This is a genomic window from Halorubrum amylolyticum (assembly GCF_004114995.1).
Taxonomy (GTDB): Archaea; Halobacteriota; Halobacteria; order Halobacteriales; family Haloferacaceae; genus Halorubrum; species Halorubrum amylolyticum.
The window spans coordinates 29,956-53,914 of sequence record NZ_SDJP01000011.1; the positions used below are offsets into that span (position 1 = coordinate 29,956).

Consider the following 23,959-nt stretch of genomic DNA (forward strand, 5'->3'; position numbering starts at 1 on the left):
CCGGCGCTCCCACGGGCCGCTAACGACCGAGCAGTCGGCTGAAGAATCCGCCGTCCTCGTCCTCGTCGTCCGACTCCTCCTCCTCCTCGGAGAGGACCGTGTTCATCATCCCGGTGTCGTCGTCGCGGAACGGGACGCTCCCTGCAAGCTCGTCGTCCGCATCGGCGTCCGGTTCCGCGCCCGCTCCGGATTCCGCGTCTGTCTCCGGTTCCGCGCCCGCTCCGGACTCCGGGTCTGTCCTTGGCTCCGCGTCCGGCGGCGACCGGGCTCGTCCCTCGGCACCCGTCGCCTCGCCGCCGGTGACTCCCTCGTCCGGCGAGTCGTCCTCTGGCGAGTCGTCCGTCGGATCGGCACTCGCCGACGAGTCGTCCGTCGGGCCGACGGACGGATCGCCCTCGTCGTCGAACGTCGTCGGTTCGAGGCCCTCCTCGATCATCGCCTCGAGGTCGTCGGCGTCGACGTGACGCTCCCCGACCGCCTCCGTCTCGCCGGCGACCGCGTCGCGATCGGCGTCGGCGGAGCCGTCGGGCTCCCCGAGGCTCCCGGACTCCCCGACGCCCCCGGTCTCTCCGCGCCTCGCGGCGTCTCCGGTGTCTGCGATGTCTCCGGTGTCTGCGATGTCCCCGGGGTCCGCGGCGTCTCCGGGGTCAGAAGTGTCCTCGACGGGCGACTCCGCCGCGACGATGATGTCCTCCTCGTCGCTCGGCTCGCCGAGGCCCGCCCGGTCCGAGTCCGCGACGATGATGTCCTCCTCGTCTTCGGCGTCCGGGTCGGCGGACCCCTCGGCGGCGTCGGCGCCTCCTCGTCCGGCGTCGTCCGGCTTTTCAGCGTCGTCCGGCCCTTCGGAGCTGCTCGGTTCTTCGGAGCTGCTCGGTTCTTCGGAGCTGCTCGGTTCTTCGGAGCTGCTCGGCCCTTCGGCGTCGTCCTCGTCGGGGGAGGCGGCTTCCGCGCGTGACTCGCCTCCGCCCGCGACCGCGTCCCCGGCGGCGGCCGCGCCCGCGCGCTCCCCGCTCTCCGGCGCCGCGTCGCCCCCGACGGCGAGCCCGGGGCCGTCGATCGCCGCGCCGGTCAGCGCCCGCGTCAGGTCCCGGTACGCGCGGGTCGCCGGGGCGTCCGGGGCGAAGGCGGGGAGCGGCTGGCCCGACTCCGCCGCGCGCACCACCGCGTCGTCCTCCGGGATGCGTCCGATCACCGCCGTATCGAGCGTCTCCTCGACCGCGTCGATCGGGGCGTCGGCCGCGGCGGTCGCGGGGTCGAGGCGGGTGATCGCCGCGCCCGCGACGGAGCCGCCGAGCCGCTCGGTCAGCCGGCGGGTCTTCTCGGTGTCGCCGAGGGCGGTCCGCTCCGCCGTGGAGACGAGCAGGGTCTCGTCCGCGATCCCGAGCGGGAGCGTGGAGTCGTGTGAGAGCCCCGCGCCGGCGTCGACGAACACGTAGTCGGCGTCGTCGAAGGCGTCGACGACCTCGAGGAGCCCGGAGGGGTCGGCCGCCGCGTACGCCTTCAGCTCCGCCGCGCCCGGGACGACGCGGAGGCCGACCGGCCCCTCGTGGACGGCGTCGCGGGGGGCGGCCGCCCCCGCCAGCACGTCGTGGAGGGTGATCCCGCCGGGGGTCACGCCCACGGCCTCCGCGAGGTTCGCCATGCCGAGGTCGGCGTCGATCGCGACGACGTCGGCGCCCGAGTCGGCCAGGAGCGTCGCCACCGCCGCGGTCGTGGTGGTCTTCCCGACCCCACCTTTCGCCGACGCGACCGCATACACCGTTGCCATACGGTGAGGGTCCGGCGACTGGCACTTAAATGTAGGCGGCGACGGCGCGATCGCGGCGGCGTTTCGGCGCGATCGACCGCCCGAATCGCCGGAACCGCGCGCGCACTTTCGCAAACACCTTATACGTCGCTTGTAGAGTTTCAGGCGATTAGTAGCATGGCGAGACCAGAGGTGCTCGACCGGATCAAGGAGGCTGAAACGGAGGCGGACGAGATCATCGCGGAGGCGGAATCGGACGCCGACGAGCGCCTCGCCGAGGCTCGACGGCGCGCGGAGGAGATCCGCGCGGAGGCCGAGGAAGAGGCGGACTCCGAGGCCGACGACCGGCTGGCGGCGGCCCGCGAGGAGATCGAGGAGCGCCGCGAGGAGATCCTCGAATCGGGTCGTGCCGACCGCGACGAGCTCGAACGCGAGGCCCGCGAGCGCGTGGACTCGGCCGTCGACTACGCCGTCGAACGGTTCGAAGAAGCGGTGAACCAACAGGCCGAGGAGGCGGTGGATGCTCAGGCCTGAGCGGATGAGTAAGGTGTCGGTGACGGGATCGAAGCGCGTCATCGACGACGTGATCGAGGCGACGTACGAACACCACTCCCTGCACGTCACCGACTACGACGAGCGCTACGAGGGGTTCGCGCCCGGCGAGTCGCTCGACGGCGCGGAGACCGTCAACGAGAAGCTCGTCACCGTGCGCTCGCTGGAGAGCATTCTCGACGTCGAGGGCGACGAGGTCGACGGCGCCCGCCCGCTCGGCGACGAGGAGCTCGAAGCGGAGCTCGACGACGTGCGCGAGCGCGTCAACGAGCTCAACGACCGGCGCGACGAGCTGCAGACCGAGATCCGCGACCGGCAGGAGGAGATCGACCGGATGGAACCGTTCGCGGATCTCGGCGTCGAGCTCGACCTGCTCGGCGGCTACGACTCGCTCGAAGTCGTCGTCGGCGAGGCGAAGCCGGAGGCGGTCGAGGCGACGCTCGCCGACGCGGACGGGATCGACGCGTTCGAGGTGTTCGCCGGGAGCGACGTGGTGGCGATCTTCGCGCGCCCCGCGGACGGGGCCGACGAGGGGGTCCTCCAGGACTCGCTCGTGGGCGTCGACATCGCGCTGCTGGAGGTCCCCGAGGCGGACGCCAGCCCGAGCGAGTACGTCGCGGAGCTGGAGCGCGAACGCGAGTCGCTCCGGAACGACCTCGACGAGGTCGAGGCGGAGCTCGCGGCGGTGAAAGAGGAGACGGCCGGCTTCCTGCTGCGCGCCGAGGAGCAGCTCACCATCGAGGCCGAGAAGAAGCAGGCGCCGCTCTCCTTCGCGACCACCGAGAACGCCTTCATCGCCGAGGGATGGGTCCCGACCGAGACGTTCCCCGACCTGCAGGCGGCGGTCGCCGACGCGGTCGGCGACCACGCCGAGGTCGAGGAGCTGGAGCGCGCGTCGTTCACCCCCGACGGCGACCACCACACGGAGGCGGTCGCTGACGGCGGCGGCGCGGGCGGCGCCGAGGTCGCGACCGCGGCAGGCGACGACGCCGAGCGCGAGGCGGCCACGGACGGCGGCCACGCGACCCACGGCGGCGACGACCCGCCGGTCGTCCAGAACAACGGGAGCGCGGCCGGCCCCTTCGAGCTGCTCGTGCAGGGGTTCGGGCGGCCGAAGTACTCGGAGTTCGACCCCACGCTTTTAGTCTTCCTCACGTTCCCGCTCATGTTCGGCTTCATGATCGGCGACGTGGGGTACGGCGTGTTGTACGCCGCCATCGGCGCCTTCCTGTACCGCAACTACGAGGGCACGTTCCGGGAGCTCGGCGCCGTCGCGCTGTGGGCCGGCGGCTTCACGGTCCTGTTCGGGATCTACTTCGGGATCGACGTGTTCGGCTACCACGCGTACCAGCTGCTGCCGGGCGAGGTCCACTGGCCCGTCGACGGGAAGGGCCTCTCGCCGGCGGACATCGACTGGGCGCTGTCGTTCCTGGTCGCCAGCGTGCTGTTCGGGCTCGCGCACCTGAACGTGGGACACGTCCTCTCGTTCGTGAGCAACTACCAGCAGCACGACCTGAAGCACGCGCTGTACGAGGGCGGCTCGTGGCTGCTGATCCTCAACGGCGCGTGGGTCTGGATCTTCAGCCAGCACCTCCCCGGTCCGAAGCCGGACTTCCTGTTCGACTCGTTCTCGATACTCACCTTCGGGGCCGTGTCGTTCGCCGGCTTCCCGGTCGCCGTCGGGTACGCCGCCATCGCGGCCATCGCGCTCGGCGTCGTCCTGCTCGCGATCGGCGAGCCGCCGGAGCTCGCCGAGGTGCTCTCGCCGATCGTCAACGTCATCTCGTACGCCCGGATCATGGCGGTGCTGCTCGCGAAGGGCGGGATGGCGCTGGCCGTGAACCTGCTGGCGTTCGGGGCGTACATCGGCGAAGGCGGCGAGGGGAGCTTCCACTTCATCTTCTCCGCCGAGTACCTCGAGTACATCCGGAACCACCCGGAGGAGTACGAGCTCGTCTTCGCCGGGATCACGACCGCGTTCGACCCGGCCTCGATCGGCCTCGTCGGGATCGTCGCGCTCGTGGGCGGGATCGTCGTCGCGGTCGTCGGTCACATCGTCGTCCTCGCGCTCGGGGTCACCTCCGCCGGCATTCAGGCGGTGCGTCTCGAATACGTGGAGTTCTTCGGGAACTTCTACGAGGGCGGCGGGGACGCGTACCTGCCGTTCGGCTACGACCGGCAGTACACCGCCGACGAGGACTGACGGCCGCGGTCCGGTCCGCGACCGGCCTCTCGGGCGCCGACGGCGCCCGGAAATCGCCGTCGTTAGTCGCGTTTCTCTCCCGCCTCAGGGTCGCTCTATTCGGTCGTTTTGGGAAGCTTTATGACTACTGTGGCGGCAACTAGCAACTGTTCGGAGACGAGCAACCGCAACTACTACCAATGCTTGAAGCTACCAACGAACTCGGGAACGTCGCACTGCAGGCCGGTGGAACGCTGACTGACGCCAACGCCGCGGCAGCACTCGCCGTCGGGCTGGCGGCGCTCGGCGCGGGGTACGCCGAGCGGGGGATCGGTTCCGCGGCCGTCGGCGCGATGGCCGAGGACGACGACCTGTTCGTCAACGGGCTCATTCTGACGGTCCTCCCCGAGACGATCGTCATTCTCGCACTCGTCGTCGTCTTCATCGTCTAAGCGGCACCCCCTTTCCACACCAATGAGTTTGGACACTGTCGTTGAGGACGTTCGAGACGAAGCCCGCGCGCGTGCAGAGGAGATCCGCGAGGCGGCGGAGTCCGAGGCGGACGAGATCGTCGCCGAGGCGGAGGCCGACGCCGAGCGCATCCGCGAAGAGCGGCTCGCCGAGGTCGATCGACAGATCGATCAGGAGCGCGAGCAGACGCTCTCCTCGGCCAAACTCGAGGCCAAACAGGAGCGGCTCGGCGCTCGCCGCGACGTCTTGGAGGACGTCCGCGCCGACGTCGAGGCCGCCATCGAGGGGCTCGACGGCGATCGGCGCCGCGAGCTGACCGAGACGCTGCTCGACGCGACGCTCGCGGAGTTCGACGACGAGGAGGTCGCCGTCTACACCCGCGCCGAGGACGTCGATCTCCTCGAGGAGCTCGTCGAGGGCCGCAACGCCGAGGTCGACGGCGAAGTCGACTGTCTCGGCGGCGTCGTCGCGGAGAGCGACACCTCTCGCGTTCGCGTGAACAACACGTTCGACTCGATCCTGGAGTCCGTCTGGGACGACGAGTTGAAGAACATCTCGGAGCGACTGTTCGACCAATGAGCGCCGTCGGGAGCTCGAACCCAGAGTACGTCGTCGCGCGGGTTCGTGCCCGCCGCGGCAGCCTCTACGGCGACGAGGAGTACCGGAAGCTGACCCGGATGGGGCCGGCGGAGATCGCCCGGTTCATGGAGGAGTCGAGCTACGGCGCGGAGATCAACGCCCTCGGGAGCCGCCACGGCGGCGTGGACCTCATCGAGTACGCGCTGAACCGCAACCTCGCCGAGCAGTTCGACGACATCCTCGACTGGAGCGAGGGGTCGCTGTACGGCCTGATCGCCCGGTACCTCCGGAAGTTCGACGCTTGGAACGTGAAGACGGTCATCCGCGGCGTCTACACGGACGCGGACCAGTCGGCGATCGAGACCGACCTGATCCGCGCCGGCGAGTTCGACGACCGCCGGATGCGGCGGCTGCTGGAGGCCGACTCGATCGACGCCGTCGTCGAGGTGCTCGAAGACACCGTCTACGGGGACCCGCTCCGGGAGGCGTACGCCGAGTACGAGGAGACGGACGTGCTGGTGCCGCTGGAGAACGCCGTCGACCGCGCGTTCTACGAGCGGCTCCTGTCGGGGCTCGGCAACGACGAGCCGACCCGCCAGTACGAGGCGTTCCTCAAGGCGGAGGTCGACTTCCGCAACGCGGCGAACGCCCTCCGGCTCGCCCGGTCGGGCGCGGACATCGACCCCGCGGCGTACTTCATCGAGGGCGGCGAGCTGTTCACCCGCGGGTCGCTCGCGCGGCTCGCGCGGAACCTCGACGACCTCGTTGAGTACATCGCCGACAGCCAGTACGGCGAGGAGCTCGGGCCCGCGCTGCGCGAACTCGAGGAGGCGGACAGCCTCATCGCGTTCGAGCACGCGACCGACGCCGCCCTGCTGGCGTACGGCGACCGGCTCGGCACGATCCACCCGGTGTCGGTGACGCCGGTGATCTCGTACATCCTCGCGAAGGAGCGGGAAGTCGAGAACATCCGGGCGATCGCCCGCGGGAAGGAGGCCGGGCTGTCGGCCGACGAGATCGAATCGGAGCTGGTGATAACATGAGCCAGGAGATCGCCGTCGTCGGGAGCCCCGAGTTCACCACCGGATTCAGGCTCGCCGGCGTGCGGAAGTTCGAGAACGTACCGGACGACGAGAAGGACGAGCGGCTCGACGACGCCGTCGAACGGACCCTCGGCGACGAGGACACCGGCATCATCGTGATGCACGACGACGACCTCGACCACCTCTCGCGGGGGACCCGCGAGGCGGTGGAGGGGAGCATCGAGCCCGTGCTCGTGACCCTCGGCGGGTCCGGCGCCGGCAGCGGCGGGCTGCGCGACCAGATCAAACGAGCCATCGGGATCGACCTGATGGAGGAGGACGACTAATATGAGCAAAGCAGAATCCACGGAGACCACCACGGAACACGGTGTCATCCAGAGCGTGAGCGGTCCGGTCGTGAGCGCCCGCGACCTCGACGCCCGCATGAACGACGTCGTCTACGTCGGCGACGAAGGCCTCATGGGGGAAGTGATCGAGATCGAAGGCGACATCACGACCGTTCAGGTGTACGAGGAGACCTCCGGGGTCGCCCCCGGCGAGCCCGTCGAGAACACGGGCGAGCCGCTGTCGGTCGACCTTGGTCCGGGCATGCTGGACGCCATCTACGACGGCGTCCAGCGTCCCCTGGACGTGCTGGAGGGCAAGATGGGCAGTCCGTACCTCGACCGCGGGGTCGACGCGCCCGGCATCGACCTCGAGAAGGAGTGGGAGTTCGAACCCGCCGTCGAGGTCGGCGACGAGGTCGGCCGCGGCGACGTGGTCGGCGTCGTCGAGGAGACGGTCACCATCGACCACAAGGTGATGGTGCCGCCGGACGCCTTAGAGGAGGGCGAGACCACCGAGGTCACCGCCGTCGAGTCGGGCTCGTTCGACGTCACCGAGACGGTGGCCGAGCTCGCCAACGGGACGGACGTCTCGATGCACCAGGAGTGGCCCGTCCGCGAGGCGCGCCCCTCCGCGAACAAGAAGACGCCCCGGACGCCGCTGGTGTCCGGCCAGCGCATCCTCGACGGGCTGTTCCCCATCGCGAAGGGCGGGACGGCCGCGATTCCGGGGCCGTTCGGCTCCGGGAAGACGGTCACCCAGCACCAGCTCGCGAAGTACGCCGACGCGGACATCATCGTCTACGTCGGCTGCGGCGAGCGCGGCAACGAGATGACCGAGGTCATCGAGGACTTCCCCGAGCTTGAGGACCCGGCCAACGGCAACCCGCTGATGGCCCGGACCTCGCTCATCGCCAACACCTCGAACATGCCCGTCGCGGCGCGTGAGTCCTGTATCTACACGGGGATCACGATCGCCGAGTACTACCGCGACATGGGGTACGACGTGGCGCTGATGGCCGACTCCACCTCGCGGTGGGCGGAGGCCATGCGCGAGATCTCCTCCCGGCTGGAGGAGATGCCCGGCGAGGAGGGGTACCCCGCGTACCTCGCCGCCCGGCTCGCGCAGTTCTACGAGCGCGCCGGCTACTTCGAGAACGTCAACGGGACGGAGGGGTCCGTCTCGGCGATCGGCGCGGTGTCGCCGCCCGGCGGCGACTTCTCCGAGCCGGTCACCCAGAACACGCTGCGCATCGTGAAGACGTTCTGGGCGCTCGACGCGGACCTGGCGGAACGCCGCCACTTCCCGTCGATCAACTGGAACGAGTCGTACTCGCTGTACAAAGACCAGCTCGACCCGTGGTTCGAAGACGAGGTCGCCGACGACTGGGCCGAGAAGCGCCAGTGGGCGGTCGACGTGCTCGACGAGGAGACCGAGCTGCAGGAGATCGTCCAGCTCGTCGGGAAGGACGCCCTGCCCGACGACCAGCAGCTCACCCTGGAGGTCGCCCGCTACCTGCGCGAGGCGTACCTCCAGCAGAACGCGTTCCACCCGGTCGACACGTACTGTCCGCCGGAGAAGACGTACCTCATGCTGACGACGATCGAGACGTTCAACGACGAGGCGTTCGACGCCCTCGAAGCGGGCGTGCCCGTCGAGGAGATCATCGACACCGAGGCCGCCCCCCGGATCAACCGGATCGGCGTCCAGGAGGACTACGAGGAGTACGTCGAGGAGCTCAAAGCGGAGATCACCGAGGAACTCCGGAGCCTCTACTAACATGAAAGAGTATCAGACCATCACCGAGATCAGCGGCCCCCTCGTGTACGCCGAGGTCGACGAGTCGATCGGCTATGACGAGATCGTCGAGATCGAGACGGCACAGGGCGAGACGCTGCGCGGACAGGTGCTCGAATCCTCGGAGGGCGTCGTCGCCATCCAGGTGTTCGAGGGCACCTCCGGTATCGACCAGAACGCGTCCGTCCGGTTCCTGGGCGAGACGATGAAGATGCCCGTCACCGAGGACCTGCTCGGGCGGGTCCTCGACGGCTCCGGCCGCCCGATCGACGACGGTCCGGAGATCGTCCCCGAGGAGCGACAGGACATCGTCGGCGCGGCGATCAACCCGTACTCTCGGGAGTACCCCGAGGAGTTCATCGAGACGGGCGTCTCGGCCATCGACGGGATGAACACGCTCGTCCGCGGCCAGAAGCTCCCGATCTTCTCCAGCTCCGGCCAGCCGCACAGCGAACTGGCGATGCAGATCGCCCGGCAGGCCAGCGTGCCCGAAGAGGAGGAGGGCGACGACGAGGAGAGCTCCGAGTTCGCCGTCATCTTCGGCGCGATGGGGATCACCCAGGAGGAGGCCAACGAGTTCATGGAGGACTTCGAGCGCACCGGCGCCTTGGAGCGCTCCGTCGTCTTCATGAACCTCGCGGACGACCCCGCCGTCGAGCGGACGGTCACCCCGCGGATGGTGCTCACCACGGCCGAGTACCTCGCCTTCGAGAAGGACTACCACGTCCTCGTCATCCTGACGGACATGACCAACTACTGCGAGGCGCTCCGCGAGATCGGGGCGGCCCGCGAGGAGGTCCCGGGGCGACGCGGCTACCCCGGATACATGTACACCGACCTGGCGCAGCTGTACGAGCGCGCCGGGCGGATTCAGGGCCGTGAGGGGTCGGTCACCCAGATCCCGATCCTCACGATGCCGGGCGACGACGACACCCACCCGATCCCGGACCTGACCGGGTACATCACGGAGGGGCAGATCTACGTCGACCCCGACCTCAACAGTCAGGGGCTCCAGCCCCCGATCAACGTCCTCCCCAGCCTGTCGCGGCTGATGGACGACGGGATCGGCGAGGGGCTCACCCGCGAGGACCACGCCGACGTGAAAGACCAGATGTTCGCGGCGTACGCGGAGGGCGAGGACCTGCGCGACCTCGTGAACATCGTCGGTCGCGAGGCGCTCTCGGAGCTCGACAACAAGTACCTCGACTTCGCGGACGCGTTCGAGTCGGAGTTCGTCGACCAGGGCTTCGACCAGAACCGCGGCATCGAGGAGACGCTGGAGATCGGCTGGGACCTGCTCTCGATGCTCCCGAAGGACGCCCTCAACCGGATCGACGAGGAGTTCATCGAGGAGTACTACCGCGAGGAGGACTCCGAGCGCGAAGTCGTCGAAGCGGCCGACTAAGCCGGCTTCTCTCTACTCTTTCGCGCCCGATTCCGCCGAGCGGCCGCGCCGGACGCCGCGTCGGCCGCTCCGTACCGCCCCACCTCGCCGTCACTCCTCGTCGAGGGGATCGTCGCCGTCGGCGAGATCGATCACGTTCTCGCGGCCGAGGCGGAGCTTCTCCACCTCGCCGTCGTCGGCCATCCGCGAGAGCACGCGCGAGGTCTTCGACTTCGACCAGCCGAACTCCTCGACCACGTCCGACTGCTTCATCCGCCCGCCGCGCTCGCGGAGCGCGCGCCTGACTCGGTCCTCGTCCGTGAGGAGTTCGGGGTCGATCGCGTCGGGGTCGTCGTCCGAGCGGGTCTCGGCCGCGCTCGCGGAATCGCCCCGGTGGGTGCCGGCGGCCCCCGATCCGTCCGGCGCGCCGCCGTTCGATCCCGACGGGGAGGGGTCCGGTCCGGCTCCCCCGTGATCGGCCCCGCCGTCGTCGCCGGCCGCGGAACCGCCGCTCCCGTCGCCGGCCGCGGAACCGCCGCTCCCGTCGCCGAGACCGAATCGACCGGTCCGCACGGCGTAGCCGGCGAGCCCGACCGCCGCGACGAGGACGAGGACGCCGAGCGCGGCGAGGAGGGCGGCGTTTTCGGCGCCGCCCGAGTCGGAACCGGCGCTCGCGCCGTCCCCGTCGTCACCGCTCCCCCCGCCGGCGGTCGCCGCCGACACGGCGCGGACGCGCGGCCGGCCGTCGTCGAAGTCCTCGCGGCCGCGCCACTCGACGTCGCCGTCGCCGGCGTCGTCGGGATCGGGGTCGGTGGACTCGACGACGTACCCATCCGGCGCCGAAACGGCCAGCGCGTCGTCCTCGCTGATGAAGAATCCCCCGGCGAAGACGTCGCCGGCGACGACCGCGTCGCCGTCGACCGCGGCGAAGCCGGTCCACGTGAACCGGAAGCTGACGACGCCCCAGCGGCGGGGAACCTCTTGGATCCCGGTCTCGGCCTCGAAGTCGGTCGCGCGCATCTCGCGGTCGGACGAATCGTTTGCGGCCGAGACGACGCCGGACATCCGCTCGGCGAACGGGTCGAGGTAGCGGCTCGTGTTGGATCGGAACCGCTCTTGGAACCGCTCGTACTCCGCGACGTCGGAGTCGTTTTCGAGGCGGGTTCGGAGGGTGACCTCCCACGTCGCCGAGCCGTCGGCGGCCAGATCGATCCGGGTGAGCGTGTTGTCCGGGGCGGGCTGGTCGTCGGTCTGCGGGACGACGACGGTCTGTGCGCTCGCTGCACCGCCGAGCGCGACGGCCGCCAGACAGCAGACGGCGACGAGGAGGACGAGGACCGCACGCGGGGTCCGATCGCTCGGTCGCATCGGACGGGCATACTCCGCCGTTCGGGTTAAAAGCCACAGATCGTCGCCGTCGCCGCGGCCCCGCGATCTCTGCGGTTCGTCGGCGCGCTCCGTCGGTCCCCGTGCAACGCGGCGAAACTGGGCGAAACGGTGCGAGACGAACGACGCGATATATGTGTCCGGCGTGCCACGACACTCGACGATGAAGGGCACACGGCTCCTGACCGCGCTGGTGGCGCTGGGGCTCGTCGTCGGATCGGTCCCCGGCGGCGCGCTGGCCGGGGGAGTCGGGTCCGGCGCCGCGCCGACGGTCGGCGGGGACGACGCTGCGACCGACCGGATCGGCGTGGCGCCGACCCCGCCGACGCAGGCTGACGGCGGAGGGACCTCGGGCGGAAGCGGGACCGGTGAGACCGACGGAACGAACGCGAGCGACGGTAACGCGTCGCGCGCGGCGGTCGGCCAACAGCTCGCGACGGTCATCGCCGTCACCGACGACGAGGTGAGCGGCGGCGTCGAGGCGTCGTCGCTCGCGGCCGCGCTGGAGAACGGCAGCGAGTCGGAGCGAGCCGCGGTGCTCGCCGATCGGGCGGCGGCCCTCCGCGAGCGGGCCGACGCGGTCGTCGCCGACCAGCGCGAGGCGCGCGAGGCGTACGAGGCGGGGGCCCTCACCCGCGACGAGTTCGCCCGGCGGCTCGCGGTGATCTCCGGGCGGGCGGGAACCGTCGCCAGCGGCTTCGAGCGCCTCGACGACCGCGCCGAGGGGGTCTCCGCGCTGGAGCTGCGCGCCGCCGGCTACGACCGGGACGCAAACGAGGAGGCGCGCGACCGGCTCGACCGCGTCACCGGGTCCGGGGCGAGCGCGCTGCTCGCGCAGTACACCGGCGAGCGCTCCGGCGAGTACTCGATCGACGTCGACGGCGGCGTCTCGATCGAAGCCGAGAGCGACGACGGGGGGCGCTCCCGCGAGTTCGAGCGCGACCGGTCCGGAAACGGGACGTTCCGGGTGAGCCAGAGCGAGGCGCTGTCGGCCGCGAGGGAGCCGCTCTCGAACGAGAGCGACGGCGAGTGGACGCTCCGCTCCGTCGACCGCGACGACGACGGCTACTACGGGTTCGAGTTCGCCTTCTACGGGCCCGCGGCGACCGGCGAAGCCGAGGTGAGCGTCGACGGGGAAACCGGCGCGGTCTTCGAGTTCGAGGAGGAGATCGAACCGCGAGGGGAGGGTGGCTCCGAAGGCGACACCGGCGAGACGCCGCTGTCGATCGCGATCGTCGACGGCACCGCCGACGCCGGCGGGACGGTCTCTCTCCGCGTCACCGCCGCCGGCGCTCCCGTCGAGGGCGCGACGGTCGCGGTCGGCGACCGCGACGCCGGGACGACCGACGGCGACGGGCGGATCGCGGTGCGGCTGCCCGACGAGGACGAGGTCGACATCGAGGTCGAGGGGGACGGACGCGAGGGCGAACTGGGGCTCGCGCTTCGGTCTGCGTCGCCCGGGGAGGCCGAGGACGAGATGATCCGCGAGCGACTCGACGTGACCGGCACCGTCGACGACGGGACGGTCTCGGTCTCCGTGACGTACGACGGCGAGGGCGTCGCCGGCGTCGCGGTCACCGCCGCCGGCGAGCCGGTCGGCACGACCGACGGGGACGGGAGCCTCTCGTTCGACGCCGTCGGGACCGGTGACGGCGGGCTGGAGGTCGGTCTCACGAAGGGGGGCTTCGAGGCCGAAATCGAGTTCGAGGTCGGCGACGACGGCGCGCTCGCGCCGGACGACATCGACATCGACGGCCGCGACGCGGACGGTGACGACGGCTCCGACGCGCCGGAGGACAGCGGTGAAGACGACCGGAATGACGAGGACGACTCCGACGATCCCAATGATCCGGACGATCCGGATGATTCGGACGATCCTGACGATCCTGATGACTCCGACGATCCTGACGATCCTGATGACTCCGACGATCCTGACGACTCCGACGATCCCGACGACCCCGACGATCCTGGCGATTCTGATGATCCGAACGATCCGGATGACTCCGACGACTCCGACGATCCCAATGATCCGGATGATCCGGATGATTCGGACGATCCTGACGACCCTGATGACTCCGACGACCCTGATGATTCGGATGACCCAGACGACTCCGACGACCCAGACGATCCAGACGATCCCGACGACAACTGACGGGGCCACGAATCCGGAGCTCCGACCCCGTACGCCGCACGGGTCCCATTGGGTGGCGGCCGGCTTCTGACCGCGCCGCTCCGCCGGACCCGAGGAACCGATCGCCACCCCGCCGCGAGTCGGCCGGAGCCCGGAGTTCTCCGGCCCGGCGGACGCGATCGGGCCGTCGCTGTCAGCGGCACGCGGTCCCGGTTCCGGTCCGTCTTTCCGCGTCTCGCGTACGGGCTCGTACGCGCCGACACGGCGCGACTGAAAAGAATTATCCGCCTCGGAGCGGAACCGTTCCCCAACAAGATGGCCAAGGACGTCAAACCGACGCGGAAGAACCTGATGGCGATCGAGGACCGCATCGAGCTCTCCGAGCGCGGTCACGACACGCTCGAACAGAAGCGTGACGGCCTCATCATGGAGTTCATGGACATCCTCGATCAGGCGCAGGACGTCCGCTCGGACGTGTCCGAGAACTACGAGGCGGCCCAGCGCAAGATCGACATGGCCCGCGCGATGGAGGGCGACGTCGCCGTTCGCGGCGCGGCCGCGGCGCTGAAAGAGCACCCCGAGATCACGACCCAGTCGAAGAACATCATGGGCGTCGTGGTCCCGCAGATCGAGTCCTCGAAGGTGCGGAAGAGCCTCGACGAGCGGGGGTACGGGCTGCTCGGCTCCTCGGCGCGAATCGACGAGGCCGCGGACGCCTACGAGGAGCTGTTGGAGAAGGTCATCCTCGCCGCCGAGGTCGAGACGGCGATGAAGAAGATGCTCACGGAGATCGAGACCACCAAGCGCCGCGTGAACGCCTTGGAGTTCACCCTCCTGCCCCGCCTGTACGAGAACCAGGAGTACATCGAGCAGAAGCTCGAAGAGCAGGAGCGCGAGGAGATCTTCCGGCTGAAGAAGATCAAGGCCAAGAAAGAGGAGGAAGAAAAGGAGGAAGCCGCCGAGGCCGCCGAGGACGCCGCGGCCGAGACCGAAGAGCCGGAGCCCGCGGACTGACACCGGCGAACCGACCCGTTCTCACGCCTTTCTCTCTCGTTTCGATGTCCTGTCCCCACTGTGACGCCGCCGTCGTCGCGTTCGCGGTTCCGCCCGCGCTCCGCGGCCACGCGCCCGACTCCCCGACCGCGATCTGCACCCGTTGTCTCCGGACGGTTCCGGCGGCCGAGGCCGCGACTGACGGACCGTCCGCCGCCGACACAGATCCGGACTTCTCCGCCGTCGACCCCGCGTTCCCCGCCGGCGAGGCCGGCGTCGCCCTCGCGCTCGCCTGCGGCCAGTTGGAGTCGCTCGCGCTCAATCGGGCGTCGATCGAGGCGCTCGTCGAACACGCGGAGCGGTCGGGAGCGGACGCCTTCGCCTTCTTCGAGCGACTCGACGCGGCCGACGCCGCGTTCGACCTCGAACGACGACGGTCGGCGCTGCTCGACATGCTGTAGGCGGTTCGACGGGGTTCGGCTCCGCCGGCCGAGCGCTCTCCTCAGCCGTCGTCGTCGACGTCGATCCCGTCGGGGTCGTTCCACTCATCGCCTCCATCCGCTTCGCCCTCCGCTTCGCCCACGTCGTCCGCCTCGGTCCCGACCGGCCCGAGCCCCTTCTCCCCGCGCCGTCGCTCGTGGACGGCGAGGCCGGCCGTGCGCGCGTCACTTTCCGGCGCGTAGGGGTCCTCGGACGGGTCGTAGTCGCGCTCGCCGCGCTCGAACACGTACGCGAAGAAGCCGAACAGGGGAACGAAAAGGCAGATGAGCGCCCATTTCCGCGGGTTCATCTCGTGGTTCGGTGCGTCGAGGTACGCGTAGGCGGCGAACGCGACGAGCCACGCGAGCGGAACGCCGACGAGGATGACGGCGACGAGCGGCTGCATACGCTCACTTCGACCTCGACGCTATAAGCGCACGGGGCGACGACGCCGCCGGGACCGGACCGCCCCCGACGGCGCGACCGATCGGACTCCGTTTCGCAACCGAGTCCTTTTGTGGGTCCCCGAGAACACGGCGGTCATGTCCTCCGTCACGATCGCTGATATCGAGGCCGCCGCCGCCCGGCTCGAACCGGCGGCGATCGTCCAGCGCACGCCCGTCGAGCGCAGCCGATCGCTGAGCGAGCGGTGCGGCGCCGACGTGCGCCTGAAGATGGAACACCTCCAGCGCACCGGCTCGTTCAAGACGCGCGGCGCGTACAACGCGATCTCGCGGGCGATCGACGGGTCCGGGGAGGGGGAAGACGAGACCCCGATCGAACGCGTCGTGGCCGCGAGCGCGGGCAACCACGCGCAGGGGGTCGCGCTGGCGGCCTCCGGGGCGGGGATCGACGCGACGATCGTGATGCCGGAGTCGGCGCCGGCCGCGAAGATCGAGGCGACCCGCGCGTACGGCGCCGAGGTCGTCCTCCGCGGGAACGCCTTCCCCGAAGCGATGGCGCACGCGCAGACGCTGGTCGACGACCCCGGGACGCGGTTCGTCCACGCGTTCGACGACCCGGACGTGGTCGCCGGACAGGGGACGCTCGGGCTGGAGGTGCTCGATCAGGTGCCCGACGCGGACACCGTGCTCGTCCCGGTGGGCGGCGGCGGGCTCGCGGGCGGGGTCGCCACCGCGGTCAAGGCGCGGTCGCCGGAGACGCGAGTCGTGGGGGTACAGACCGAGGGCGCCTCCACGCTCTCCGAGAGCCTCGCGGCCGGCGAACTCGTGGCGCGCGAGGAGCCGGACACCATCGCCGACGGGATCGCGACCGGGGGGCTGAGCGAGCTCACCTTCGGCCTCCTGAAGGAACACCTCGACGACGTGGTCGTCGTGAGCGACGACGACGTGGCGAACGCCATCCTGCTGCTCTTAGAGCGCGCGAAGCAGATGGTCGAGGGCGCGGGCGCGACCGCCGCGGCCGCCCTCCTGAACGACGACGCGCTCGACGAACTCGATCTGGCCGGCGAGACGGTCGTCCCGCTCCTCTGTGGCGGCAACATCGACGTGACGACGCTGAAGGAGGTGGTGACGCACGCCCTCGTGGAGCGCGACCAGCTGATCGAGCTCTCCGTCCGGATCGACGACACGCCCGGGACGATGGGCGAGATAGCCACCCTGATCGGCGGGGAGCGCGCGAACATCCGGACGGTGCGCCACGAGCGCAGCCGCCCGGACCTGCCGGTGGGCGACGCCGACCTCGTGTTCGAGGTGGAGACGAACGGCCCGGCCCACGTCGACCGCGTCCTGAGTGCGGTGCGCGAGGCGGGCTACGAGGTGGCGTGGACGACGCAGGAGGGGTGAGAGGCGGGATCGTTGATTTATAAACAGAACCGCGGTGGCGCGCGCCTCCGAGTGGCCGCCACCGGCGGCCGCGAGGAGCGCGTGCGAGGGAGTCAGTCGCCGGAGCGAAGCGGAGGCGACTGACGAGGCTGGGGAGGCGTGAGGCTACGGTGCCCTGCGGTGCCGTACGGTGCGGGGCGGGACTCAAAGGGGCAGCCGGGAGGACGCCGGAGGCGACGCAAGCACCGCAGGAACGAGCGAAGCGAGTGACGAGGAGCGCAGCGAGCGTGCGGCGTCCTCCCGGCTGGGGATTTGACGGTGTTCACCGTCGATCTACTGTCGGTTATTTATAAGCGAGTAGCTGGAGGTTTGACAGTATTTGTCACCGACCCGCGGTCGATATCGGCTGTGAACACGTAAGCAGGCGGGTCGCTGGAAGACACGTCTACGTCGTCTCGCCCGATCCGACGATTTGAAACGCTCACCTCGGCAACGGAGTCGTAATGAGTCTCGTCGTTACCGACACCCTGGAAGACGAGCGCGTCGAGTTCACGGCCGACGGCGACGTCACGCTGTACGTCTGCGGCCTGACGGTGTCGGACGACCCCCACCTCGGCCACGCCCGCCTGTGGTTCCACGCCGACGTGCTCCACCGGTGGCTCGAACACGTCGGCTACGACGTGCGCCACGTCGAGAACGTCACCGACGTCAACGAGAAGATCACGGCCCGCGTCGGCGAGCGCGACGCGTGGACCGCGGAGCGCGACGTGGCCGAGACGTTCACGGCGAGCGTCTTCGACGCGATGCGCGGGCTGAACCTGAAACGGGCCGAGGTGTACCCCCGCGTCACCGAGCACGTCCCGGAGATCGTCGACCTCGTCGAGACGCTGATCGAGAAGGGGTACGCCTACGAGTCGAACGGCTCCGTCTACTTCGACGTGACGAGCTTCGAGGGGTACGGGAAGCTCTCGAACCAGGAGGTCGCAGAGCTGGAGGCGCAGGGCGAGCCGGACGAGCGCTCCGAGAAGCGCAATCCGTCGGACTTCGCGCTGTGGAAAGCCGACGGCGTGAGCGAGACCGCCGCGCGCGAGCACGCGAAACACGACCACGGCGCGGAGACGCCGGACGGCGAGACGTGGGCGTCGCCGTGGAGCGAGGGGCGGCCGGGCTGGCACGTCGAGTGTTCGGCGATGTCGACGACGCACCTCGGCGACACCCTCGACATCCACATGGGCGGTCGCGACCTGGTCTTCCCGCACCACGAGAACGAGATCGCGCAGTCGGAGGCCGCCACCGGGGAGACGTTCGCGCGACACTGGCTCCACGTCGGGCTGCTGGAGATGGAGGGCGAGAAGATGTCCTCCTCGATCGGCAACTTCTGGACCGTGCCGGACGCCTTGGAGGAACTCGGCGTCAACGTGGTCCGCACCTTCTACGCCGGCGCCGCCTACCGCTCCGAGCAGGCGCTCACCGAGGAGACGATCGCGGAGGCCGAACAGCGCTGGGAGCGCCTCTCGCGCACCTACGACCGCGCGGTCGAGGCGCTCGACTCGACCGACGCCCGCGCGAAAGTCGAGGACGCGGCCCTCCGCGGGGCGGTCGAGGCCGCGCGCGACGACTTCGCGGCCGCGATGAACGACGACCTGAACCTCCGGGAGGCGACCGCGGCGCTCCTGGACCTCACCGACGCGGTGAACCGACACGTGGACGGGGTCGACGCCGACGACGCGGTCGACGAGGCGGGCGCAGACGGAGAGGGAGGCTCCGCCTACGACTACCGCGGCCTCCGCGAGGCCGTGGAGGCGTTCGACGACCTCGCCGGCGACGTGCTCGGGCTCCAGTTCGAGTCGACGACCGACGGCGACGTGGATCTGGCCGGCGAGCTTATCGAACTCGTGTTGGACGTGCGCGAGGCCGAGCGCGAGGCCGGCAACTACGAGCGCGCCGACGAGCTCCGCGACGCGCTTCGGGAGGTCGGCGTCGAGATCGAGGACGACCCGGACGGCGCGACGTACCGGTTCGAGTGACGACCGATCGGGAGCATCTCTCCTCGTCGGTCAGAGATAGTGGATCGACGTGTCGGTATCGGATCGATCCTGCAGATGCGAATCGACAGCCTTCACCACGTCCCCGATCTTCCGTCTCGACTGCCGGACGTAGATCAACCCGCAATGGGTCAGCCCGTTGTCTGTGACGAGGGAGAGAAAATCGTCGTCGAACGTCAACAGGACCCAATCGTTGTCCGCCGCGAAACGTAACTGTTCGCGGTCGGGATCGCCGAGTGTGCCTTCTTCGCGCGCCGTGTGGACCGTCCAGCCGCGGCGACGGAGGCCGTCGGCGACCGGAATCCAAATACTCTCGTCGCAGTACAGCTCAGTCGTCATACCGCGGCCGGCTCGGAGGAAGACGACCTGAAATCATCGATGTGGTCGTAGTAGTACGCCAGCGCCCGGTGGACATCTGCGAGGCTGAGGTCGGGATACAGCTGCGTGATCTCATCGGGTTCGTAGCCACTGTGTTCGTACGCTGCGGCGACATCCTTCACGCGAATCCCTGTCCCCTCGATCGTGGGCGCACCGTCGCTGTGTTCGGGATCTCGGACGATCACCATACGATCGATCTATCCCCCGACGACTTGAACTATCGGGTGGACGAATCGGAGACGCCTACTCTAACACGTGCTCCGTGTCGTACGATCCGAGCACCTTGACCCACCCGTTGTCGGCGATGGCCTCCACGTCCCCGACCGCCTTCGCCATGTGGTCCTCGTAGAGGCCGGCGTCCACGTCGAAGTGGAACAGGTAGTCGCCGAGTCGCTCGCCGCTCGGGCGCGACTCGATCCGCGAGAGGTTGAGGTTGCGGTCGGCGAACGCCTCCAGCAGTTCGAGCAGCAGCCCGGGGTAGTTCGCGTTCGGGTAGACGATGAGGGTCGTCTTCCCGCCGGCGTCGGAGCGCGCGGACTCGGGGGCGACGACGAGGAACCGGGTCGCGTTGGAGGTGCGGTCCTGGATGTCCTCGGCGAGGATGGTGAGGTCGTCGCCGGCGTTGTCCGGGTGGCCGATCCCGGCGACGCGGGCGTCCTCGCGGGCGCGCTCGACCCCCCGGGCGGTGGAGGCGACCGCTTCGAGCCCCGCCTCCGGATGGTTGGCCTCCAGCCAGTTGCGGCACTGCGCGAGCGCCTGCGAGTGGCTGGCGACGACCTCGAACTCCGACCCCTGCGCGAGGAGGGCGTGGCGGATGGGGGTGACGACCTCGCGGGTGACCGCCACGTCGTGATCGGCTAAGGCGTCGAGGCTCTCCGTGACGGAGCCCTCGATGCTGTTCTCGATGGGGACGACCCCCCGCTCGAACTCGCCGGCCGCGACGGCGTCGACGATGGCGGTGACAGACTCGCGGAACGACACCTCGGCGGCGACGGCCCGCGCCGCACGGTGCGAGTACGTGCCGGCGGGGCCGAGCGTGACGGCGTTCATCGACTGCACTTATAAGACCGGCTGTGAAAAGCGTGCGGGGTCTGACGTGTCCGCTCGGAGGTCGCCATCGGTCCGGCCGCCCGCCAGCGGCTTCGACCCCGTGTTTACTTCCATCCGGGCCGCGATCCGAGCAACGCATGGGAATTCTCGACGCGTTCGGCTCGTTGGCCAGTTCACTGATCGCGGGGGTCGTCATGCTCGCGTTCGCAATCTTGAGCCTGTTCGTCACGGTGTTCGTCGTCGACATCGCCGCCGCGATCGGCGGGCTCAACCCCGACGACAGCTACGTCGTTCTCGGCGCGACGATCCTCGCCGCCTCGGCCATCATCGCCGGCGGCGTCGGCTTCGCGCTTCCCGAGGACGCGGCGTAACCGCACGACTCGGCGAAGACACACCCTCTCGTTTTTATACCGGACCGTCGACAGCCAGCGGCGCGGCGCCCGTGAGCAACAGCACGGCGAGGGCGACGCCCGGCGCGCGGCTCACTCCCCGTCGGTCGGCACCGCCGCCAGCGCGTCCTCGACGACCCGGACCGCGGTCGCCCCGTCGCGTCGCCCGACGACGACGACGAGGGTCTCCCCGGCGACGCCGGCGGCCTCGATCGCGACGCCGGCGGTCGCGAGCCGACGGAGGACCGCCGCGAGCGCCGGGGCGTCGACCGCCCCGGTCGCGAGGATCGCGGTGTCGCGTCCGTCGGGGACGACCGCCGCGCCGCCGACGCGGAGGAGGGGGTCGGCGGCGGGACCGTCCTCCGGGTCCTCCGTCACCCCCACCCCGCTCCGCATCGACACGCTGGCCGCGCGGTCGGCGGTCGCGTAGTCGGCTAGCTCCTCGCGGAACCGGCGGAGCGCGGTCGCGATCGCGTCGGTGTCGGCGTCTCCCTCGCCGTCGCCGAGGCCGGCCTCGTCGGCCAGCCACGCGGCGGCGGCGCTGTGGTTGAGGACGCCGGCGCGGAGCGCGTCGAGGACGAAGGGGCGCGCTCGGGCGGCCTCGCGGGTCTCGGCTGCGAGCGACATGGCCGACCCTGCGGCGCGGGGCGGCATGGCGGTTTCGGTCGTCGGATCGGAAGCGAGAGACGAGCGTCGGTTTCCCACGGCGTCGCACGTGCCGAAGTCCCTAAGAGCGGCGCGCCCCCAGCGTGCGTATGCAGTCGCTCGTCATCGTCGCACACGGCTCACACCTCAATCCGGGGTCGAGCGCGCCGACGTACGACCACGCGGACACCATCCGCGCGACCGGCGCCTTCGACGAGGTGCGCACCGGCTTCTGGAAGGAGGAGCCGCACTTCCGCGAGGTGCTTCGCACCGTCGAGGGCGACGAGATATACGTCGTCCCGCTGTTCGTCTCCGAGGGCTACTTCACCGAGCAGGTGATCCCCCGCGAGCTTCGGCTGGAGGGGTGGGACGTCTCGGAGTGGGACTCCGACGGCCTCTCGGCCGACCAGGCCACCCTCGTCGCCGAGGACATCGACCGCGAGGTCCACTACTGCGGCCCGGTGGGGACCCACCGCGCGATGACCGACGTGATCGTCCGGCGCGCGGAGTCGGTCACCGGCGACCCCGAGGTGGGCGAGGGGTTCGGCCTCGCCGTCGTCGGCCACGGCACCGAGCGCAACGAGAACTCGGCGAAGGCGATCGAGTACCACGCCGACCGGATCGCCGAGCGCGGCCGCTTCGACGAGGTGAAGGCGCTCTACATGGACGAAGAGCCCGAGGTCGACGACCTCCCCGAGTTCTTCGAGAGCGACGACGTGGTCCTCGTTCCCCTGTTCATCGCCGACGGCTACCACACCCAGGAGGACATCCCGGAGGACGTTGGGCTCTGCGAGGATCACACCGAGGGGTACGACGTGCCCAGCGAGGTCGACGGCACCCGGATCTGGTACGCGGGCGCGGTGGGCACCGAGCCCCTGATGGCCGACGTGATCTTGGAGCGCGCGGCCGACGCCGGCGCCGACCTCGGGACCGCGCTCGACGACGTGCGGGAGACGACCCGCGTCGCCACGGGGGACTGACCGTGTCCGACCCCACTCCCGCGAGCGTCGAGGCCGCGGTCGACGAGCCCGACGTCCCCGAGATCGATCTCCCGAGCGACGCCTTCGACGCGGTGCTCGACGCGCTCGCCGACCGCGACCCCGGCGAGCCCCTCCGGTTCGAGGGGTTCAGCGTGGCCCGCGCCGGGGACGACCACGGCGACGCGGACGGGCGGTACCGCCTCGACCCCGCCGACGGCGACCGTCGGACCGGGCTGTCCGAGCGCGAACTCCACGAGGCCCTCGACGAGCGCGCGCCGGCGGTCACGGACTGGTACGCCTTCGAGCGCGTCGTCGGCGAGTTCGGCCCGCGCCGCGCGTTCCTGCGCTGGCTGGAGGACGCCGACGGCGCGACGGTGGCGACCCGGTACGCCGCGCTCGCCGAGGGGATCGAGCGCGCGTGGGGCGAACTGCGGGTTACGGCCACCGTCACCGACCGCGGCGAGCGACGATACGACGTGCGCCACGCCGACGACGCCGGCGTCCCGGTCGACGACCTCGACAGCTACGACGACCCCCTCGACGCCCGCGATCTGGTGACGCTCGACGAGAAGGGGCGGTACCGCCCCCTCAAGACCGCGCCGTCGCTCGCGGGCGGGTGGGTGTTCCCCGACCTCGGCCCGCGGGACGCCTACGAGGCGGTCGAGACGATCTACCCCGCGACGGTCGCCAACTGGCACCGGGAGCGCGAGGGCGAGCTCGACGTGAGCCACTGGCGCGAGACGATGGAACGGCAGTCCGGCATCTACGGCGTCGTGAAGACGTGGGACCGCGGCGAGGGGCACGAGCACGTCAACTGGGTCGCGGAGGCGTGCTGCGACGACTCGCAGTGTCTGAAGCGCCGCGAGTGGGAGTACGACGACGAGACCGACCTCGATGTCGACGGCGGCGACGGCGTCTTCCCCTGCCGCGAGCCCTGCTCGGTCGTCGTCTCGGCCGCGCGCAAGTGGACGCGACTGGAGAGCGAGCAGCCCCGGACCTACGAGTTCGAGCTGACGCCGAGCGAGAAAGAGCAGGTCGAGGAGATCATCGACGCGGTCGCCGACGGTCGGATCGACGAGATCCGCGAGGCCGACACGAAGGAGGGCGCGAACCGCTACCGCGCCCGCTTTTTGCGCGCCAAGCTGTTCGACGACGAGGGGAACCTCGGCGGCGTGCCGACGGAACCGGACGAGGACGACGAGGAGTAGAGGGCGTTACGCCGCTTCGAACCCCGCCACACCGACGCTGCGGACACTGTTTATAAATGATACTGACCGGTAGCGATAGCTGTTTATAAGCAAACGCGGTGGCGCGCGCCTCCGAGCGGGCCGGCGGCCCGCGAGGAGCGCCGCGCGAGGGAGTCGGTCGCCCGGAGCAACGCGGAGGGCGACCGACGAGGTTGGGGAGGCGTGAGGTGCTGTGCGGAGCGGTGCAGGGTGGGACTCAAAGGGGCAGTCGGCGAGGCGGACACAGGCGACGCAAGCACTGGAAGGAGCGAGCACCGCGAGCGACTGAAGCGCACAGCGAGCGTGTGTCCGCCTCGCCGATTGGGGCTTTGGAGGTGTTCACCGCGGAGTCCTCGATCACTTATAAATGAGCGGCTCGGACTTTTGAGAGAT

General features: G+C 70.1%; 23 protein-coding genes. 16 read left to right on the forward strand and 7 right to left on the reverse strand.

Annotated features, from left to right (window positions below; genetic code table 11):
- Positions 1-19: 19 nt before the first annotated feature.
- Positions 20-1,768, reverse strand: coding sequence for a MinD/ParA family ATP-binding protein (locus tag ESO89_RS09540; RefSeq protein WP_128905292.1), 1,749 nt, complete (start codon positions 1,766-1,768; stop codon positions 20-22).
- A 156-nt stretch (positions 1,769-1,924) separates the two neighbouring features.
- Between ESO89_RS09540 and ahaH the strand changes: the two genes are divergently transcribed.
- From ahaH to ESO89_RS09580, 8 genes are all read left to right on the forward strand, one after another.
- Positions 1,925-2,281, forward strand: coding sequence for an ATP synthase archaeal subunit H (gene ahaH, locus ESO89_RS09545; RefSeq protein ID WP_128905293.1), 357 nt, complete (start codon positions 1,925-1,927; stop codon positions 2,279-2,281).
- Positions 2,282-2,285: 4 nt separating this feature from the next.
- Positions 2,286-4,502: a V-type ATP synthase subunit I gene (locus ESO89_RS09550; RefSeq protein WP_128905339.1), complete on the forward strand. Its 2,217-nt coding sequence runs from the start codon at positions 2,286-2,288 to the stop codon at positions 4,500-4,502.
- 179 nt (positions 4,503-4,681) lie between these two features.
- Entirely contained in the window at positions 4,682-4,933 is a 252-nt protein-coding gene (locus tag ESO89_RS09555; protein WP_004049078.1) for a hypothetical protein, read from the forward strand.
- A 22-nt stretch (positions 4,934-4,955) separates the two neighbouring features.
- Positions 4,956-5,531 carry a V-type ATP synthase subunit E gene (locus ESO89_RS09560; protein WP_128905294.1) on the forward strand — a complete coding sequence of 192 codons (576 nt, stop codon included), beginning with the start codon at positions 4,956-4,958 and terminating at the stop codon, positions 5,529-5,531.
- Entirely contained in the window at positions 5,528-6,574 is a 1,047-nt protein-coding gene (locus ESO89_RS09565; protein ID WP_128905295.1) for a V-type ATP synthase subunit C, read from the forward strand. Before ESO89_RS09560 ends, ESO89_RS09565 begins: the two co-directional genes overlap by 4 nt.
- A complete protein-coding gene (locus ESO89_RS09570; RefSeq protein ID WP_128905296.1) occupies positions 6,571-6,900 on the forward strand; it encodes a V-type ATP synthase subunit F in 330 nt (109 codons plus the stop codon). Before ESO89_RS09565 ends, ESO89_RS09570 begins: the two co-directional genes overlap by 4 nt.
- A 1-nt stretch (position 6,901) precedes the next feature.
- Positions 6,902-8,677 carry an ATP synthase subunit A gene (locus tag ESO89_RS09575; protein WP_128905297.1) on the forward strand — a complete coding sequence of 592 codons (1,776 nt, stop codon included), beginning with the start codon at positions 6,902-6,904 and terminating at the stop codon, positions 8,675-8,677.
- A 1-nt stretch (position 8,678) separates the two neighbouring features.
- The gene (locus ESO89_RS09580) at positions 8,679-10,100 is read left to right on the forward strand and encodes a V-type ATP synthase subunit B (RefSeq protein ID WP_128905298.1); all 1,422 of its coding nucleotides are present in this window, start codon (positions 8,679-8,681) and stop codon (positions 10,098-10,100) included.
- A 90-nt stretch (positions 10,101-10,190) separates the two neighbouring features.
- On the opposite strand, the gene ESO89_RS18540 is transcribed toward ESO89_RS09580, so the two are convergent.
- Positions 10,191-11,447 carry a helix-turn-helix transcriptional regulator gene (locus tag ESO89_RS18540; protein ID WP_164932774.1) on the reverse strand — a complete coding sequence of 419 codons (1,257 nt, stop codon included), beginning with the start codon at positions 11,445-11,447 and terminating at the stop codon, positions 10,191-10,193.
- 181 nt (positions 11,448-11,628) lie between these two features.
- On the opposite strand from ESO89_RS18540, the gene ESO89_RS09590 reads away from it, so the two are divergent.
- The 3 genes from ESO89_RS09590 to ESO89_RS09600 all read left to right on the forward strand — a co-directional run bounded on the left by ESO89_RS09590 (position 11,629) and on the right by ESO89_RS09600 (position 15,050).
- Positions 11,629-13,617, forward strand: a complete 1,989-nt coding sequence (locus tag ESO89_RS09590; protein ID WP_128905299.1) for a DUF7096 domain-containing protein — start codon at positions 11,629-11,631, stop codon at positions 13,615-13,617.
- 294 nt (positions 13,618-13,911) lie between these two features.
- Positions 13,912-14,610, forward strand: a complete 699-nt coding sequence (locus ESO89_RS09595; RefSeq protein WP_128905300.1) for a V-type ATP synthase subunit D — start codon at positions 13,912-13,914, stop codon at positions 14,608-14,610.
- Positions 14,611-14,654: 44 nt separating this feature from the next.
- Complete coding sequence (locus ESO89_RS09600) at positions 14,655-15,050, forward strand: DUF6276 family protein (RefSeq protein ID WP_128905301.1); 396 nt, start codon at positions 14,655-14,657, stop codon at positions 15,048-15,050.
- A 41-nt stretch (positions 15,051-15,091) separates the two neighbouring features.
- On the opposite strand, the gene ESO89_RS09605 is transcribed toward ESO89_RS09600, so the two are convergent.
- The gene (locus ESO89_RS09605) at positions 15,092-15,475 is read right to left on the reverse strand and encodes a PLD nuclease N-terminal domain-containing protein (protein ID WP_128905302.1); all 384 of its coding nucleotides are present in this window, start codon (positions 15,473-15,475) and stop codon (positions 15,092-15,094) included.
- A 136-nt stretch (positions 15,476-15,611) separates the two neighbouring features.
- Between ESO89_RS09605 and ilvA the strand changes: the two genes are divergently transcribed.
- Both ilvA and cysS read left to right on the forward strand, forming a co-directional pair.
- Positions 15,612-16,874 (forward strand): threonine ammonia-lyase, encoded by a 1,263-nt coding sequence (ilvA, locus tag ESO89_RS09610; RefSeq protein ID WP_128905303.1) that lies wholly within the window; start codon positions 15,612-15,614, stop codon positions 16,872-16,874.
- Between the two features lie 482 nt (positions 16,875-17,356).
- The gene (gene cysS / locus ESO89_RS09615) at positions 17,357-18,880 is read left to right on the forward strand and encodes a cysteine--tRNA ligase (protein WP_128905304.1); all 1,524 of its coding nucleotides are present in this window, start codon (positions 17,357-17,359) and stop codon (positions 18,878-18,880) included.
- Between the two features lie 30 nt (positions 18,881-18,910).
- Here the strand turns inward: cysS and ESO89_RS09620 are convergent, their stop codons facing one another.
- The 3 genes from ESO89_RS09620 to pheA are packed head-to-tail and all read right to left on the reverse strand — an operon-like array spanning position 18,911 to position 20,326.
- Positions 18,911-19,237, reverse strand: coding sequence for a DUF5615 family PIN-like protein (locus ESO89_RS09620; protein ID WP_128905305.1), 327 nt, complete (start codon positions 19,235-19,237; stop codon positions 18,911-18,913).
- Entirely contained in the window at positions 19,234-19,464 is a 231-nt protein-coding gene (locus ESO89_RS09625; protein ID WP_128905306.1) for a DUF433 domain-containing protein, read from the reverse strand. The genes ESO89_RS09620 and ESO89_RS09625 overlap by 4 nt, the downstream gene beginning before the upstream one ends.
- A 55-nt stretch (positions 19,465-19,519) precedes the next feature.
- Positions 19,520-20,326: a prephenate dehydratase gene (gene pheA, locus ESO89_RS09630; RefSeq protein ID WP_128905307.1), complete on the reverse strand. Its 807-nt coding sequence runs from the start codon at positions 20,324-20,326 to the stop codon at positions 19,520-19,522.
- 137 nt (positions 20,327-20,463) lie between these two features.
- Here pheA and ESO89_RS09635 point away from each other — a divergent pair, with 137 nt between their 5' ends.
- Complete coding sequence (locus ESO89_RS09635; protein ID WP_128905308.1) at positions 20,464-20,697, forward strand: hypothetical protein; 234 nt, start codon at positions 20,464-20,466, stop codon at positions 20,695-20,697.
- 111 nt (positions 20,698-20,808) lie between these two features.
- On the opposite strand, the gene ESO89_RS09640 is transcribed toward ESO89_RS09635, so the two are convergent.
- Complete coding sequence (locus ESO89_RS09640; protein WP_128905309.1) at positions 20,809-21,342, reverse strand: DUF7523 family protein; 534 nt, start codon at positions 21,340-21,342, stop codon at positions 20,809-20,811.
- A gap of 128 nt (positions 21,343-21,470) precedes the next feature.
- On the opposite strand from ESO89_RS09640, the gene ESO89_RS09645 reads away from it, so the two are divergent.
- Together ESO89_RS09645 and ESO89_RS09650 are read left to right on the forward strand one after the other, a co-directional pair.
- Positions 21,471-22,340, forward strand: coding sequence for a CbiX/SirB N-terminal domain-containing protein (locus ESO89_RS09645; RefSeq protein ID WP_128905310.1), 870 nt, complete (start codon positions 21,471-21,473; stop codon positions 22,338-22,340).
- A gap of 2 nt (positions 22,341-22,342) precedes the next feature.
- Positions 22,343-23,548, forward strand: coding sequence for a DR2241 family protein (locus ESO89_RS09650; protein ID WP_128905311.1), 1,206 nt, complete (start codon positions 22,343-22,345; stop codon positions 23,546-23,548).
- The last annotated feature ends 411 nt before the right edge of the window (positions 23,549-23,959 follow it).

Coding starts and splice junctions, on each gene's coding strand:
- ESO89_RS09540 (WP_128905292.1), bottom strand. CDS start 1,768: ATGGCAACGGTGTATGCGGTCGCGTCGGCGAAAGGTGGGGTCGGGAAG.
- ahaH (WP_128905293.1), top strand. CDS start 1,925: ATGGCGAGACCAGAGGTGCTCGACCGGATCAAGGAGGCTGAAACGGAG.
- ESO89_RS09550 (WP_128905339.1), top strand. CDS start 2,286: ATGAGTAAGGTGTCGGTGACGGGATCGAAGCGCGTCATCGACGACGTG.
- ESO89_RS09555 (WP_004049078.1), top strand. CDS start 4,682: ATGCTTGAAGCTACCAACGAACTCGGGAACGTCGCACTGCAGGCCGGT.
- ESO89_RS09560 (WP_128905294.1), top strand. CDS start 4,956: ATGAGTTTGGACACTGTCGTTGAGGACGTTCGAGACGAAGCCCGCGCG.
- ESO89_RS09565 (WP_128905295.1), top strand. CDS start 5,528: ATGAGCGCCGTCGGGAGCTCGAACCCAGAGTACGTCGTCGCGCGGGTT.
- ESO89_RS09570 (WP_128905296.1), top strand. CDS start 6,571: ATGAGCCAGGAGATCGCCGTCGTCGGGAGCCCCGAGTTCACCACCGGA.
- ESO89_RS09575 (WP_128905297.1), top strand. CDS start 6,902: ATGAGCAAAGCAGAATCCACGGAGACCACCACGGAACACGGTGTCATC.
- ESO89_RS09580 (WP_128905298.1), top strand. CDS start 8,679: ATGAAAGAGTATCAGACCATCACCGAGATCAGCGGCCCCCTCGTGTAC.
- ESO89_RS18540 (WP_164932774.1), bottom strand. CDS start 11,447: ATGCGACCGAGCGATCGGACCCCGCGTGCGGTCCTCGTCCTCCTCGTC.
- ESO89_RS09590 (WP_128905299.1), top strand. CDS start 11,629: ATGAAGGGCACACGGCTCCTGACCGCGCTGGTGGCGCTGGGGCTCGTC.
- ESO89_RS09595 (WP_128905300.1), top strand. CDS start 13,912: ATGGCCAAGGACGTCAAACCGACGCGGAAGAACCTGATGGCGATCGAG.
- ESO89_RS09600 (WP_128905301.1), top strand. CDS start 14,655: ATGTCCTGTCCCCACTGTGACGCCGCCGTCGTCGCGTTCGCGGTTCCG.
- ESO89_RS09605 (WP_128905302.1), bottom strand. CDS start 15,475: ATGCAGCCGCTCGTCGCCGTCATCCTCGTCGGCGTTCCGCTCGCGTGG.
- ilvA (WP_128905303.1), top strand. CDS start 15,612: ATGTCCTCCGTCACGATCGCTGATATCGAGGCCGCCGCCGCCCGGCTC.
- cysS (WP_128905304.1), top strand. CDS start 17,357: ATGAGTCTCGTCGTTACCGACACCCTGGAAGACGAGCGCGTCGAGTTC.
- ESO89_RS09620 (WP_128905305.1), bottom strand. CDS start 19,237: ATGACGACTGAGCTGTACTGCGACGAGAGTATTTGGATTCCGGTCGCC.
- ESO89_RS09625 (WP_128905306.1), bottom strand. CDS start 19,464: ATGGTGATCGTCCGAGATCCCGAACACAGCGACGGTGCGCCCACGATC.
- pheA (WP_128905307.1), bottom strand. CDS start 20,326: ATGAACGCCGTCACGCTCGGCCCCGCCGGCACGTACTCGCACCGTGCG.
- ESO89_RS09635 (WP_128905308.1), top strand. CDS start 20,464: ATGGGAATTCTCGACGCGTTCGGCTCGTTGGCCAGTTCACTGATCGCG.
- ESO89_RS09640 (WP_128905309.1), bottom strand. CDS start 21,342: ATGTCGCTCGCAGCCGAGACCCGCGAGGCCGCCCGAGCGCGCCCCTTC.
- ESO89_RS09645 (WP_128905310.1), top strand. CDS start 21,471: ATGCAGTCGCTCGTCATCGTCGCACACGGCTCACACCTCAATCCGGGG.